Source organism: Bacteroidota bacterium (genome assembly GCA_017303905.1).
GTDB lineage: Bacteria > Bacteroidota > Bacteroidia > B-17B0 > Aurantibacillaceae > JAHEYG01.
On record JAFLBH010000002.1, the window covers coordinates 311,551 to 325,966 of the forward strand.

Annotated in this window: 12 protein-coding genes; 5 read left to right on the plus strand and 7 right to left on the minus strand. The window is 35.4% G+C overall.

The window, feature by feature from the left end; genetic code table 11:
* Positions 1-107: 107 nt before the first annotated feature.
* From J0L69_09100 to J0L69_09115, 4 genes are all read right to left on the minus strand, one after another.
* Positions 108-1,688 (minus strand): CotH kinase family protein, encoded by a 1,581-nt coding sequence (locus J0L69_09100; protein MBN8693343.1) that lies wholly within the window; start codon positions 1,686-1,688, stop codon positions 108-110.
* Complete coding sequence (locus J0L69_09105; protein MBN8693344.1) at positions 1,685-2,419, minus strand: hypothetical protein; 735 nt, start codon at positions 2,417-2,419, stop codon at positions 1,685-1,687. The genes J0L69_09100 and J0L69_09105 overlap by 4 nt, the downstream gene beginning before the upstream one ends.
* Before the next feature lie 70 nt (positions 2,420-2,489).
* The gene (locus J0L69_09110; GenBank protein MBN8693345.1) at positions 2,490-4,832 is read right to left on the minus strand and encodes a M1 family peptidase; all 2,343 of its coding nucleotides are present in this window, start codon (positions 4,830-4,832) and stop codon (positions 2,490-2,492) included.
* The gene (locus J0L69_09115; GenBank protein ID MBN8693346.1) at positions 4,829-5,419 is read right to left on the minus strand and encodes a HupE/UreJ family protein; all 591 of its coding nucleotides are present in this window, start codon (positions 5,417-5,419) and stop codon (positions 4,829-4,831) included. The genes J0L69_09110 and J0L69_09115 overlap by 4 nt, the downstream gene beginning before the upstream one ends.
* 36 nt (positions 5,420-5,455) lie before the next feature.
* Between J0L69_09115 and J0L69_09120 the strand changes: the two genes are divergently transcribed.
* The gene (locus J0L69_09120; protein MBN8693347.1) at positions 5,456-5,941 is read left to right on the plus strand and encodes a hypothetical protein; all 486 of its coding nucleotides are present in this window, start codon (positions 5,456-5,458) and stop codon (positions 5,939-5,941) included.
* Positions 5,942-5,943: 2 nt separating this feature from the next.
* Here J0L69_09120 and J0L69_09125 read toward each other — a convergent pair whose 3' ends face one another.
* Positions 5,944-6,621, minus strand: coding sequence for a TetR/AcrR family transcriptional regulator (locus J0L69_09125; GenBank protein ID MBN8693348.1), 678 nt, complete (start codon positions 6,619-6,621; stop codon positions 5,944-5,946).
* Between the two features lie 107 nt (positions 6,622-6,728).
* Between J0L69_09125 and J0L69_09130 the strand changes: the two genes are divergently transcribed.
* Genes J0L69_09130 through J0L69_09145 form a run of 4 tightly spaced genes read left to right on the plus strand, consistent with a single transcriptional unit; the run spans position 6,729 to position 11,314 of the window.
* A complete protein-coding gene (locus tag J0L69_09130; protein ID MBN8693349.1) occupies positions 6,729-8,984 on the plus strand; it encodes an HlyD family efflux transporter periplasmic adaptor subunit in 2,256 nt (751 codons plus the stop codon).
* Between the two features lie 55 nt (positions 8,985-9,039).
* Positions 9,040-10,392 (plus strand): TolC family protein, encoded by a 1,353-nt coding sequence (locus J0L69_09135; protein MBN8693350.1) that lies wholly within the window; start codon positions 9,040-9,042, stop codon positions 10,390-10,392.
* 5 nt (positions 10,393-10,397) lie between these two features.
* On the plus strand, positions 10,398-10,709 hold the full coding sequence (locus J0L69_09140) for a hypothetical protein (protein ID MBN8693351.1): 312 nt from the start codon (positions 10,398-10,400) through the stop codon (positions 10,707-10,709).
* Positions 10,709-11,314, plus strand: a complete 606-nt coding sequence (locus tag J0L69_09145) for a hypothetical protein (GenBank protein MBN8693352.1) — start codon at positions 10,709-10,711, stop codon at positions 11,312-11,314. The genes J0L69_09140 and J0L69_09145 overlap by 1 nt, the downstream gene beginning before the upstream one ends.
* Here J0L69_09145 and J0L69_09150 read toward each other — a convergent pair.
* On the minus strand, positions 11,307-12,695 hold the full coding sequence (locus J0L69_09150) for a SpoIIE family protein phosphatase (protein ID MBN8693353.1): 1,389 nt from the start codon (positions 12,693-12,695) through the stop codon (positions 11,307-11,309). The two genes, J0L69_09145 and J0L69_09150, sit on opposite strands and share 8 nt — an antisense overlap.
* Before the next feature lie 48 nt (positions 12,696-12,743).
* Positions 12,744-14,390: an ABC transporter substrate-binding protein gene (locus J0L69_09155; GenBank protein MBN8693354.1), complete on the minus strand. Its 1,647-nt coding sequence runs from the start codon at positions 14,388-14,390 to the stop codon at positions 12,744-12,746.
* Between the last annotated feature and the right edge of the window lie 26 nt (positions 14,391-14,416).

The following is a 14,416-nucleotide window of genomic DNA, read 5'->3' on the forward strand; positions in this document are numbered from 1 at the left end:
ACCAGCAAGGCTATTCACTCATTTAACAAGAAGTTAACTTGCTGATTTCCAAAGCATAGTAATAGACACTAAAAAGCATTACTTTAATATTCGTTTTTAGCAGAAGATTATTGAATCACAATTTTGGCTCGACCAATTTTACCACTCGCTGACTTTTTGATCAACAAATAAATGCCCGGAGGTGGAGTAGCAAGTTGTAAGGTATAATAAGACGACTCCATTAATTGATAATCAGTTTTTACGATTTGCTTTCCGGTAAAATCATAAAGCATAAATTGTGCAAATTCAAATCCTCCTGTTTCATTCGAAATATTGATGTAATCAGAAGAAGGATTAGGAAATACAGTCAAATTATAAAGTCCTTTGTCTTCAATAGAACAGGTTTTATCCCAGCCTTTCAGTTGATCTACCACCCACTCTCTTTGCATTTCGATGAATGGAAAAATACCGGGATATCGTATTCTTAAAACAAAAGAAGATTTAGTTAATGAAACTTCATCTTTATTTTCTTCCGTTAAAGCATATTTAAAATCTTCATAAGAATTATATCTATACGGATCGGTTTTATAGGAAGAATCAATGAGGGCATGGCGCTTTACGGCGTACTTTCCCAAATGATTTAAGGTGAAGTTATTTTGAATCAACCGGCAACTGAAATCCAAATATTCGTTCTTATAATCATCATAATCGAAAATACGTTTGATTAATGGTCGGTCATTAATCTGTGGGGTTGGGATTAAATATCCGTTTAACAAGGATGTTCCGCTTATGATTTTAATATCCTGAAATGTTTCGTTCATGTCCCAAGGAATCCATCTTATTTTTCCATCGGGATGATCGTAGAGATAAAAATTATTTCCTCCACCCCAATAACTGTCCCAACTCCTCACACACTTCTCTATTGCCAAAACTTTTAAATATGTATGTATATCGAAGCGTGCCTCTAATTTTTGTCTGAAATCGGACGAATAATCGTTATTTATTAAATCAACAAAATTGATAAAGCCGGTCCAGTCGTCGGCTGTTTCATTGGTGTTGAGTTTAAACTTTTTGTCTTTATACGCCTGTTTGTCATTACCCAACCATTGCAAAAACATCTGCGCTCCCCTATCCGTTTTGTACAAGTTCCCATCATTAAAGGCACTTCCGTAATGCATTTTCAAAAAGGTTTTATCTACATTTTCTATTATAATATACAAACCAATATACTCTTCATTCACAAACAAGCGAGCAAAGGAAGTACGCGGTGCAGGAATTCCTTCATCTCTGAATAATTTATTACATAAAGCATCATGCATTAAAGAAGGATCGTTAGTAAAATTATTCAGGTTAATTTTCTTTAAACCATCAAATGTTTGATTGTTGTTAAACTCATCGAAGGCTATTTTGTAAGGTTTCTTTTTACCAAAATTAGCAATGGAATTAGAGGCATTTCCTTTTTCTCGAAAGCCACAGTTCATAATGGAAACTCCATCGAAAGTCACATTACTTTTGCGGTACACCTCAGGATACAAATCAGGATTGGCAAAATTCAAATCAAAATCATTCTCTAAAGTATCAAACCAATGTTCGAGGTCAATTGTCACTTTTATGACGTGAACAACGGTATCGTTAAACACATTACTTCCAATCTGAGCAAAGGAGCTCAGATTGAAACACACAAACAGGTATATGATTAACCTCTTCATTTACGTGGTAAACGATGATTGTTATTTAATGAAGTATAGTACTTCTTGTAATTCTTCTTTAAGAAATGTAACCCAACGCTGAAATTTACGCCGCTTTGATTGTTCTTATTCGCGAGATTAAACTGCATGCCAAGCTTTACATGTAAACGTAGCTGTTCGTTCAATTTGCGTTCAAATCCGCTGTATGGTTCAAAGGTAAATTGTAATCCGTTATTATAACGAATGGCCATGGCATTCAAATCGGAACCTACAAAAAAGCAATTCCTCTTGGTTGTGTAATTTCCATAAACATAGCGCTGAAATCCTAATCCAAACTTCTTTACATTATAAGGTGATGCAGAATTATAGGAATAATGAAAATAATACATTTTTGTTCCGCGTAAGCCCCATCCCAACTTCAACTGCATGCCCGCACCACTACCCGGATACGATTCATTTCTGAACACTGAAAAATATGGCGAGTTATAAATACCGGTATTAAAGCCTAAAAAGAATGTACTGAACTTTTTTCCAATAATGGTGTCTACATCACTCCACTTAACAATCGTGGTTGACTCATCAATACGTTTTAATTTAAGTTTAGTTGAATCGGTATAAAATACAGTTCCTGTAACTGAATTACTATCATTTAAAACAACCTCTTCCTTGATTAAACGCTTGTGGTTAATGCAAGATTGAGACAAGCAAATGACAATCGCAGTAATGGCCGATAAGTTGAATTTGGATAACATACGTTTAACACGGTGATTTCCGTGCTATAACGAAGATACAATTAAAATAGAAGTATTAAAAGCTGCTTAATTACTTTTGCTTGGCCTTTTGCATCGGATTCTCACCTGTGCTTTGTCCGCGTATGACAGCTTTGTTTTTAAACACATCAAATTTAGCGGGTTCTCCTGCTATATTCCAGTTGTTATTTTTCTCATTGATATCACAGGTCTCTCTATACGGGTCTAATTGAATTGACACCACTTTATTTGGCTTCATGAATGTTTTGGTGACTTCGTTTTCATTTTTGCGCCATATGTAAGCGTTAATTCTATCAATTTCCGTTGTCCCATCTTCATAATTCCACTTAATAATAATAGGCATCACAGTTCCGCCTTTATTACTGAATTTTAATTCGTAAACGTAATTATTCTTGATCTTATTAAACTGACTATCTGGCATTAATTCCAAATTTTCGAAACGATTTTTCACTTCTTTCGTTACTGTTTGTTCAGGTTTGTAGTAATAATAAAAATCGCGTAAAGTAGTATCCACATCAATTAAAAACTTCATGCCAGACTCACGGTTACGGATTTTTGTAATGTGCTCAAATTGCTTTGGTGCAGGGTAATGTTTTATTGTATCCATTTTCATCGGAATTTGTTTTCCATTTTCCAAGCGATAAGCCTTTACTGTATCTAAGGCAATATCTACCGGTGTAATATCGTAAAACCAAGCTCTCCAAAACCAATCTAAATCAACGGCTGAGGCATCTTCCATGCTACGGAAAAAATCTGCCGGCGTTGGATGCTTAAATGCCCAGCGCGTACAATAGGTTTTAAAAGCGAAGTCAAATAATTCGCGGCCCATTACGGTTTCACGTAATATGTTTAAAGCTGTTGCGGGTTTACCATAGGCATTCGGACCAAAATGAATGATGTTCTCGCTATTCGTCATGATGGGCTCCAATTGATTTTTAGGTAAACGCATATAATCAACCATTTTGTGCGCAGGTCCACGTTGTGAATTAAAATTCGGATCAAACTCCTGCTCTGTCAAAAATTGAACAAAAGTATTTAATCCTTCATCCAACCAGCTCCACTGACGTTCATCGCTATTAATTATCATTGGGAAAAAGTTATGCCCCACCTCATGGATAATTACGAGTAACATTCCGTTTTTAGTTCCTTCGGTGTAAGTACCATCTTTCTCCGCTCTTCCGAAATTGAAACAAATCATTGGGTATTCCATACCATTTGCTGCTTCTATACTTTGTGCAACAGGATACGGATAATCGATGGTGTATTTAGAATATGTTTTAATGGTATGTGCTACCGTTTTAGTTGAGTACTTACGGTATAAAGGATACGCTTCCTTTCCATAAAAACTCATACACATGGTTTTATGCTTCCCAACAAAAGCAGGCATAGCGTCCCACACAAATTTTCTTGACGATCCCCAAGCGAAATCACGAACGCTATCCGCTTTGAAAATCCAGGTTTTGGTTGCCGTTGATTTATTCTTTTCTGCTGATTTTGCCTCCTCTAATGTTACCACTTCAATCACGTCTGTTGATGTTTGCGCTTTTTGCCAGCGTTGCATTTGTGTTGCATTTAAAACCTGTGCAGCATTTTGAATTTCGCCGGTAGAACAAACCACGTGATCGGCAGGAACTGTCATTTTCACTTTGAAATTTCCGAAAGCCAATGCAAACTCACCACGACCTGTAAACTGTTTGTGTTGCCAACCTTGAAAATCGCTATACACACACATGCGCGGATACCATTGGGTTAACGTAAAAATATGATTGCCGTCTTCAGGAAAAAACTCATAACCACCGCGACCACCTGTTTCCATACGGTTGCTCATTTTATATTTCCATTTTACTTTGAACTTAACTTTTGCGCCTGCATTCAATGCTTTTGGTAAATCAACACGCATCATGGTTTGATTGATTGTGTACTTGAGCGGTTTTCCCAACTCATCTGTTACTTCCAAAATTTTATCTCCCAAGCCAAGCTCCACTAAAGTTTGTTTGCGGGTAAGTCCCTTTAACTCATCTTTCGTCACCGGTTGATCAATTTTGTTTTCGTCAAAATAATTAGCATCCACATTTGGGTCGTGTTGATTTTCATCGAGCTGTAACCAAAGGTATTCGAGTTTATCGGGTGATTGATTATAATATGTAATCCACTCGCTACCCAACACAGTAAGATTTTTCTCATCCAAAGTTACATCGATATCGTAATCCGCTTTCTGTTGCCAGTATTTTGTTCCCGGTGCACCGGAAGCAGTACGGTATTCGTTCGGACTTTGCAAAATAGTACCAAGCTGTTCGAATTTATTGCCGTGATTAGAAGTTGGATTGTTCTGAATGTTTTGCGATTGCGAAAACAAAAAAGCAAATGCGGCCAAAGCCGTTGTTATTTTTTTCATTCCTGAAGGATATTTAGAAAACGTGAGTAACATAAAATTAAAGCGACAACGAAAATAAGTGATGTAAGTCCGGTTTTAAAGTACATTTCGACAGAGCTCAGTTTTTTATTCATTAGAAAGAACAAACCAAATAATACTGCCACAAAAATGACCTGACCGACTTCCAATCCTAAATTAAACATCAGCAAAGGCATAACGATAGATTGTTGGTGCCCCAGCATGGATTTAAGCAGGAAAGAAAAACCCATTCCGTGTACTAAACCAAAGCAACAAATTATCACGTAAATTACCGTCCCCCTATTTGGGGTATTTTTGTTTTTCAGGAGTACAAATAAGGCTGTAACAGCGATAGTAAGTACAATCAGAAACTCAATGAGAGATTGGTTAACATGAATAAGGTTGGTAACGCTAAGTGCTAAAGTTAAAGAATGACCGAGGGTGAATGCGGTAATTAAGCCCAAAAGTTTTTTCCATTGAGTTGTAGGGTATGAGAGTGCTAATAAGGCCATAAACAACATATGATCGTAACCATGCCAATCTAAAATATGCTCGAAGCCCGTGCTAAACCAAATGGAGTTGTTAATCATTTTGCTAAATTTACAATGTATAACAGTAAATAAAAAATGGCTCTTATAAAAAGTATTTTTTTATACTATTGGATGTTGATGCATCCGTACTATTTAAGTGTAACTGAATTAAAATACAATACAGCCGAAAAAAGTATGGCTATTTCCTGCAAAATGTTTACCAATGATTTGGAAGATGCCATTAAAAGAAGTTCAGGAAAAACTACCGACCTATTAAACCCAAAAGATAAAAAAGAAGTTGACAAACAATTAGCGGAATATATTAGTAAGAGGCTTAAAATTTCAATCGATGGTAAAGCTTGTAGCCTAAAATATTTAGGTTATGAAAAAGAAGAAGACTGCATTTGGACGTATTTGGAAATTGAAAAAATCGCTAAACCGAAAAATTTGAAAATTGAAACCACTTTATTGTATGATTTTCTGAAAGAGCAGATAAATATTGTTCATGTTGAAGTAGACAATTATAAAGAAAGCAGTAAAGTGAGCAATCCGGACAGTAAAATGGAGTTTAAACTTCCGTAAAATTATTTTGTGCTTATAGTTGAAAACAAAAGGTTCTCCAGGAATACTATCAGTTTTTTATCCTCCTTTTCATTTGGAAAATCTGTTAAAGCAGGCAGATTATTTTTAAAGAATTTTTGCGCGTGAGCCATTTCCACCACCGTACTGGCTAATGAATGCGGGAATTTGTATTTAGGACTGTAACTTAAAATCAAATCTGACAGACGTGCGCACAAATCTTTATAAGGTTTAAACAATCGGTCTTTATTATCGCTGCTTACGTGTCGGGTTAAGTACGCTTTAGAGCCTTCCCACATAACAAGTTGTTGCAATCTTTTTACGCTTAAATAGTCAGGCACTTCCGCATCATCCCCTTCAATCACCAATAATTCGATGGCTTTCTTTAATTTTTTCTCAGGAGAAGTGAGATTATTGATGGAGAAAACAATCTTATATTCGAGATAACTCCAATAAAAAGTCATTAAATAAATCAGGAGGCGGTGTTTATTTTCAAAATAACGGTAGATACCGGCCTCTGTTGTATTAATGGCAACCGCCAGTTTTTTAAAGGTAAACTCTTCGAACCCAAGCTTATTAATAAGCTCGAGACCATGCTTAAGTATTTTACGGCCCAGTTCCGATTGTTCGGGGTCGCGTAAAAATAACTTTTCATTCATTTTTATATGAACAGAGAACTCCATAATATTGTTATGATGGTACAAATGTATAAAAAATCTTAAATAATACTACTTTATATGATAGTAATACTATCTTTTTAACAATTATTACTATCTTTGATGCATAAATTATGAAAATGAAGCCGATTCAATTAATATATAAATGGTTCTTTAATGAAAGGGAAACACTGTACCGAATTTACCTTTTAGCCACGCTGCAGGGTGCTATGTATCTCATCATCCCCTTGGGTATTCAAGGTATTATTACTTACACAATGGCGGGACAATTCTCAGCCTCATTAATATTATTAGCAGGCATTACCATTTTGGCTGTTCTTTTTGCCGGATTATTTCAATTATGGCAAATGCGTATTAACGAAACCCTTCATGAAAAGATCTTTGCTTCCTTATCCGAAAAAATCACCCATTTGCTTGGCGAAAAAGAAAGAGGTACACATATTACAAGTAAGATTAATCAATTCTTCGAGGTGGTAACACTTCAAAAAGGAATCAGTAAAATATTACTTGAGTTTTCATTTGCAGTTATAAGTATTTTATTCGGTTTAATTATTTTACCTGCTTACAGCTCTTGGTTCCTCATTTTTAGTTTCATCATGACTATTTCTTTCTATCTTATTTTGAAAAATTACGGACAGAAAGCGGTAGATACGAGTATTAAAACATCTAAAAACAAATATAACCTGGGAAATCAATTTGCAAGTTATTGTCAATCCATAGTGTCTCCGGAAAATCAAATTAAAGCGCAGCAGGAGTTAGACGAATACCTTGTTAACAGACAATTACATTACAAAGTATTAGAAACTCAATACAAAGTTATCTTAACATTTAAAACCATTTTCGTGAGCATTCTTTTATTCGTTGGTGCATTTTTGGTTCAAACAGGCGAATTGAATATCGGACAATTTGTAGCCTCCGAAATCATTGTGTTGCTTGTGATAAATTCGGTTGAGAAACTGGTGACCAACTTAAGCACCGTATATGATTTAATTACCGCGCTTTATAAAGTGGAAGAAATTTTTGAAGCACAACCCTCCTCTTCTTTTTTAAATAATGCCCGCATCAGCGAACCCGTATTTCAAAAAATATACCGCCATAAATATTCGAAAGCAATTAAAGCGCTTTCTTATACGGTTTTATTTACTGCGCTTGGTTTATTGTTTTTTCCGTGGACACAAAACATTGAAGCAAACGGAAAAGTAACAACATTGAATCCGGAAAACAGACCGCAAACAATTAATTCACGCATTGCTGGTCGAATTGAAAAATGGTTTGTAAATGAAGGTGATTATGTAAAGCAAAACGATACCATTGCCTTCATTTCAGAAGTAAAAGATGAGTATTTCGATCCGCAACTCATTAGTCGTTCCGAAAGTCAAATTAAAGCCAAAGAATCATCGATTGTGTCCTATGAACAGAAAATTAACGCCATCGATTTACAGGTTGACGCCTTAACTTCTAATCTAAAACTAAAAACAGAACAGATTAAAAATAAATTCTTACAAGGAAAAAATAAATTAGCCAGCGACAGTGCCGAAATGATTAGCAGCGCTAATAACTATAAGGTTGCCGAAGAACAATTTAAACGCTATGAGGATTTATTAAACAAAGGAGTAATTTCAAAAACAGATCTTGAAAACAGAAAAGTAAAAGTACAGGATGCCTTAGCTAAAAAAATTGACAGCGAAAACAAATTCATTAACAGTAAAAACGAATTATTAAACATTGAACTTGAACTTAATTCGGTAAGACAAGATTACAATGAAAAATTAATGAAAGCCGAGTCGGATAAATTTTCGAGTATGTCTGCTTTATACGATGCGGAAGCGACCTTAACCAAAATGCAAGGACAATTAGCGAATTATTCGGTGAGACAAACTTATTACTACGTATTAGCGCCACAAACCGGATTTATTACAAAAACTTTTTCGCAAGGAGTTGGAGAAGTTATTAAAGAAGGTTCACCTATATGCAGTATTGTTCCGGAGAGCAAAGAACAAAGCATTGAATTATATGTCGATCCAATTGATTTACCGTTAATGCGTAAAGGACAAAATGTACAAGTGATATTTGACGGTTGGCCGGCATTTGTATTTAGCGGATGGCCGGGTGTTAGTTTTGGAACTTTTAGCGCAGAAGTAACAGCAATTGATAAAACCATTAGTGATAATGGAAAATTCAGAGTTCTTGCCGTAAATAAAAAGGGAGAGAAATGGCCTGACGCTATTCAAATTGGTGGTGGTGTAAAAGGCTTTGCTTTATTAAAGGATGTTCCGCTTATCTATGAATTATGGCGAAAGGTGAATGGTTTTCCGCCTGAGTTTTATCAAGAAACAAAAACAGCTAAAAATTCAAAAGGAACTAAATAAAATGGCAAACCTAAAACACATAACTCTTCTACTAGTATTTTGCCATGGTTTAATAATGGGACAGAGTTCGATGATGCCATCAGGCTTAAGCCTTAAACAATACATTAGTAATATAGAAGAGAATTATCCTCTGGTACAGCGTGCCGACAATCTCATCCATCAGGCTAAATTAAATTTAAAAGCGCAAAGAGGTCAGTATGATCCGTTTATTAAAGCCGATTACAACAATAAATATTTTGATGGAAATAACTACTATTCGGTTTTAAATTCAGAAATAAAACAACCACTTTTTACTTCACAATATTTAAAAGCGGGTTATGAGTTTGGTGATGGTATTTATTTAAATCCGGAATCAAAAACCAGTTCGTATGGTTTACCATTTGTTGGCTTTGAGGCGGCACTCTTGCAAGGTATGTTTTTTGATAAACGACGTGCCGGCGTATTAAAAGCACGTGAATACATCGATTATGGTAAAGCGGAGAGAAATGAAATTGTGAATGATGTTTTATTTAACGCGATTAATGCGTACAGTGAATTAAGTTTTGTGAATAAACAACTTACCATCTACAGGTATTTTATTCAACTCGCTCAAATCAGAAATAACGGTATTAGCGCCTTGGCGCAAATTGGCGAAAAACCATTTATTGACACGGTTGAAGCGTCTATCATTTATCAAAGTCGCGTTCTTGAATTACAAGCCCTTGAAATCGAAAACAGAAAGAAAAAAGCATCGGTGAATTCATTTAACTGGTTTCAAAACGGTAATACCGATTTACAATTTGATTTCACACCCGACTCTCTCGATCAATTATTTGAAGTATATAAAAACATCATGGTGCGTGAATTGAATATTGATAGTATTAACAACCCCATCATTCAACAATATAAAATCAAGCAAAATATTTTAAAAATAGATAAACGTTTAAAAGCCGAGATGATAAAACCACAATTAGACGTTAAATACAATTTTCTCACAAACGATAACGGTGCCTTTAATCCCCAATTAACAAGCAATAATTACAGATGGGGCGCTACCCTTTCCTTTCCGCTTTTTTTAAGAACACCAAGAAACGAATATAAAATAGCCGGCTTAGATGTTTTAAATGCCAAATTGGAAACGGAGACAAAAAGCAATGAGCTCAACAATAAAATTAATTTTACTGTTAAAGCACTCACAGTTATTACGGAGCAAATTAATAACGCGGCCAAAAATGTGGCGCTCAGCAAACGACTTTTGGAAGCTGAAAAATTAAAATTTGATAATGGAGAAAGCTCCTTGTTTCTATTGAATATGCGTGAAAATAAATGGCTGGAAACTGAGCTTAAGTTAGCGGAATACAAACTTAAATTCATTGAAACGGTGTTACAACTTGTACACCTGAAAGGTAACTTAAACTATAAAGCCTAATTGATATGATTTTATTAAATGTAATTACAAAAGACGAAAAGGTTCTAGATACCATCATTCAACAAGTGCTGGAACACAGGTTCAGTAAGAGTGTGCAATTGGATCATGAAGTGAATTTCTATCTCCATGGTTCCGAGATACGCGAAATAAAAACTCCAAAAGTAAGTTTCATAACTAAAGCTTTACTGTATAAAGAAATTGAGGAAATGCTTTTTGGTATAGCAGGCAGTCACAATATTACAATATATTCTATACCAATCGGACAAATGAATGAGGCTTACGCCAATGAAATACGAAATTATTTGAAGGCTGTTTAATGAAGTGGTGTTCTTTCATAGCATTATTCATACTTATAAATTTTAAAATCAAAGGTCAATCATACGACCTTGGCACCAAAGTTATCTATCTTGGTTCATCTGCTGCCATTCGTCATCTCGATCAAAATATCACGAACTCGCAAACAACCGATTATTACAAAACACCCATTATTGCAATAGGTTTAGATTATTGTTTTAGCCGAATAAGAGAGGTAAGTAATTCACGACTTGGCATTGGTCCGTACTTTTCTACTTGGTCGGCCAAACGAATTTACACCGATGATAAAAACAATCAATGGGAAAAAAGCTGGAGTGATTTTGCTTTTGGGGCTAGGTTTACACATCACTTAACCTACTTTATTCGCGAAAAATTAGATGTATGCAGCGGAGTTATCTTTGGAGCTCGTTACCGCCATTATCATTTTATTGAGAAAGAACAGGCAGGTTTACCGGTAAATTATCGCGATAAACAATGGTTGCCAATGGCAGGAATCACTGCTACGATTAAGTACTACTTTTATAAGGATATAGGCTTATTTGCGGAAGGAACTTTAGGTTACAAAACCGATTCGTTCTTATTCGGTTTATGCTATAAAATCAATTAATCTTAACGCCAATTACCAACACATCATCAGTTTGCTCCATATTCCCTTTCCAATCATAAAACGCTTTCATTAAAGTGTCTTTTTGTAGTTGAAATTTTTTTGTGTGATTAGTCAGAATAATCTCTTCAAATTGCTTATAACGAAACTTCTTTCCTTTTGGTCCTCCAAACTGATCGGCGTAACCATCCGTGAACGTATAAACAATATCACCCTTTTCTAATTGAAATTTTTGCGTTGTAAATGGTTTTGGGTCATGAAAAAATCCGCAAGGTTGCTTGTCGGCTTTCATATCCATAATTTCATTGTTACGCACTACATAAAATGAATTATTGGCCGCTGCATACTGCAATTCGTTTGTTTTAGTATTTATACCACACAAAACAATATCCATACCGTCTTTATTCTCCTCTGTACTGGCTCCCTGCTTTAGTGTATTAATGATTTTATCTCGCAAAAGGTTTAATATTTCTGCCGGATCTATTGATTTTCTGGTATCAATGATTTCTTCCAAAAAAGACAAGCCCAACATCGTCATAAATCCGCCGGGCACACCATGTCCGGTACAATCTCCGGTTGCATAGTAAATAAAATCATCCTTTTTCCTTACCCAATAAAAATCACCGCTTACAATATCCTTCGGTTGAAACAAAACGAAACTATCGGCGAAGTGTTTATTAAAATCAATTTCGGTAGGAATGAAAGCGCGTTGAATTCTTTTCGCGTAATTAATGCTATCTGTAATTTCCTTCTTTTGCTCTACTACGGTGTTTCTCTCCTCCTCTATCACTTCCTTTGATTTGGCCAATTCAAGTCGACTCCTGATTTCATTTAAGGTTAAACGATAACGTGTACGAATCAGAAAGGCGCTAAACAGAGCTACAGTAAGCACCAATAAACCTCCGCTGATAACAAACTGATCAACACTTAAATTACTGTTTGCGGCGTAAAAAGCAATGTTGCAAATAACAGTGATGATGAGTAGAATGATAGAATAAATAAAATCCCAGTACACCAACATACCCACACCAATAAACAACACCATGTAGGCAAAAGCGTGCTTCTGTAAATGTTCCAAATCCATTACGCTCCACATATATGCGTTTTGTATGGAGATACCCAACACCAAAACGAAAAGCGTCATGTATATGTTAAGCTTATGGAATTTTTTGGAAAGCAGTATAAGTGCTGTAATTCCGGATACAGATGCTCTGAATAATAAAAACGGAATCCAATAATCAGGAATGATAAAATAATCGCTGATGAACCATACCAAATTCAGCACAACCCCTACCCAACAGGTAATTACCTGAAAACGTTCGGTGGAACGATAAAATTCATTTTCTACCTCCTGCTTGGAAACGGATATGTCAGTCGCAATCATATTAGATGCAATTTAGAAAATAAAACGTAAAATCAAAACACTAAATAATTAGTGTTGCTTTTTAGTAACCGTTTTAAGGTTTAAAAGGTTCATTGGATTGGTAGATAAGCCTTCTATGTTGTGGCTAACCAAGCGGATAATTTGGTCGTAGTATAATGGAATAACCGGAGCGTCGTCCATAACCATTTGATCCATTTTTTGATACAATACCGTTTTTATACTATCATTTGTCTCATGAATGGCGTTTTCAAATAAGATATCAAAATCAGGATTTTTGTAATGTGAAAAATTAAAGCCTGCCGGACAGAAATTTTTGCTGTAGAACATGCTCATGTAGTTTTCTTCATCGGCATAATCTGCCACCCATGATTTTTTATACATGTTATATTCGCATGAAGCAACCGCCTGACGTAAAACAGAAGGCTTATCAACACTGATTTTCATTTTCACATTGATTTCAGCTAATTGCGATTGAATAAACTCAACTTGCTCTTTGTAATTATCTGTAGTATGTAAAGTAATTTCAGGCAAGCCCTTTCCACCCGGGAAACCGGCTTCAGTCAGTAACTGACGTGCCTTATCCTGATTGAAAACGTAGCCCTTAATTTTAGTGGTATCGTATGCCTTTAATCCTTTCGGAATAAATCCGGCAGTAGCCGCAACACCCACATTATTTCTTAAATAAGTAATTAATTTTTGGCGGTCGAAACCATAATTAATTGCTTGGCGTACCTTTTTTAATCGTAAAGGAGAGTTTTTTACAATGTCGATGTTCTCATCTATTAAAATACCAACATAATCGGTTTTAAGGAAGGTTTGTTTTTGAAGTATAAACTTCTTAGCGTAAACATCGCGAAGTTCTCCGCTTTTATCTAACACCTCGTTAATATTAAAGGCATCAGCGCCACTTAACATATCAAACTTTCCGTTTAATAATTCCATAAAGGCAGTTTCACGGTCTTTTACAAACGAAACAGATACAGCATCTAAATAAGGTAACTTATTTCCTTTCTCATCAGTCTCAAAATAATTCGGATTTTTAATCATGTTAAGTTTCGTTCCTTCTTCCCACATTTTAAGAACAAAGGGACCGGTGCCTACGGGATTTCTTCTAAAATCCTGTTTGTATAAATCAACAGCTTCATGAGGTACCACTGAAAAATATTTCATGGTTAAAATATTCAAGAACGCACTGAATGGTTCTTTTAGATAAATCTCAAAAACAGAATCATTGATAGCGGCAAAACCACTGTAATTTGTTTTTTCGCTTCGGTCGATATTATTTAAAAGTGATAAAGCGCTGCTCACTTTTGCATCAAACAAGCGGTTGTATGAGAACACAAAATCTTTTGCCGTTACCTTACGGCCCTTTCCGTTTTCGAAAGCAGGGTTATCGTGAAAGTATACGTCGCTGCGTAAATAAAACGTGTACTTTAATCCATCATTACTCACTGAAAATTTTTGGGCAATACACGGAATAACATTTAACTTATCATCCGTTTGAACCAAACCATTAAATAATTGATTAACGGCCCAAATATTTTCGAGATTACTCGAAGCGGCAGGATCTAATGAGGTGATTCCTGCCATTTCATTATAGTTAAATACCGTTTTGGTAGATGTTTCTTTTTTTTCGTCGCCGCAAGAGAAAGCCAATAGCGCGCTTGCTGCTATAAGTAATAGGGATTTACGCATATTACAAATATTGCAAATCGACGGGT

Bases quoted from the DNA above. Each gene is read 5' to 3' on its own strand.
- J0L69_09100 (MBN8693343.1), bottom strand. From the start codon at position 1,688: ATGAAGAGGTTAATCATATACCTGTTTGTGTGTTTCAATCTGAGCTCC.
- J0L69_09105 (MBN8693344.1), bottom strand. From the start codon at position 2,419: ATGTTATCCAAATTCAACTTATCGGCCATTACTGCGATTGTCATTTGC.
- J0L69_09110 (MBN8693345.1), bottom strand. From the start codon at position 4,832: ATGAAAAAAATAACAACGGCTTTGGCCGCATTTGCTTTTTTGTTTTCG.
- J0L69_09115 (MBN8693346.1), bottom strand. From the start codon at position 5,419: ATGATTAACAACTCCATTTGGTTTAGCACGGGCTTCGAGCATATTTTA.
- J0L69_09120 (MBN8693347.1), top strand. From the start codon at position 5,456: ATGGCTCTTATAAAAAGTATTTTTTTATACTATTGGATGTTGATGCAT.
- J0L69_09125 (MBN8693348.1), bottom strand. From the start codon at position 6,621: ATGGAGTTCTCTGTTCATATAAAAATGAATGAAAAGTTATTTTTACGC.
- J0L69_09130 (MBN8693349.1), top strand. From the start codon at position 6,729: ATGAAAATGAAGCCGATTCAATTAATATATAAATGGTTCTTTAATGAA.
- J0L69_09135 (MBN8693350.1), top strand. From the start codon at position 9,040: ATGGGACAGAGTTCGATGATGCCATCAGGCTTAAGCCTTAAACAATAC.
- J0L69_09140 (MBN8693351.1), top strand. From the start codon at position 10,398: ATGATTTTATTAAATGTAATTACAAAAGACGAAAAGGTTCTAGATACC.
- J0L69_09145 (MBN8693352.1), top strand. From the start codon at position 10,709: ATGAAGTGGTGTTCTTTCATAGCATTATTCATACTTATAAATTTTAAA.
- J0L69_09150 (MBN8693353.1), bottom strand. From the start codon at position 12,695: ATGATTGCGACTGACATATCCGTTTCCAAGCAGGAGGTAGAAAATGAA.
- J0L69_09155 (MBN8693354.1), bottom strand. From the start codon at position 14,390: ATGCGTAAATCCCTATTACTTATAGCAGCAAGCGCGCTATTGGCTTTC.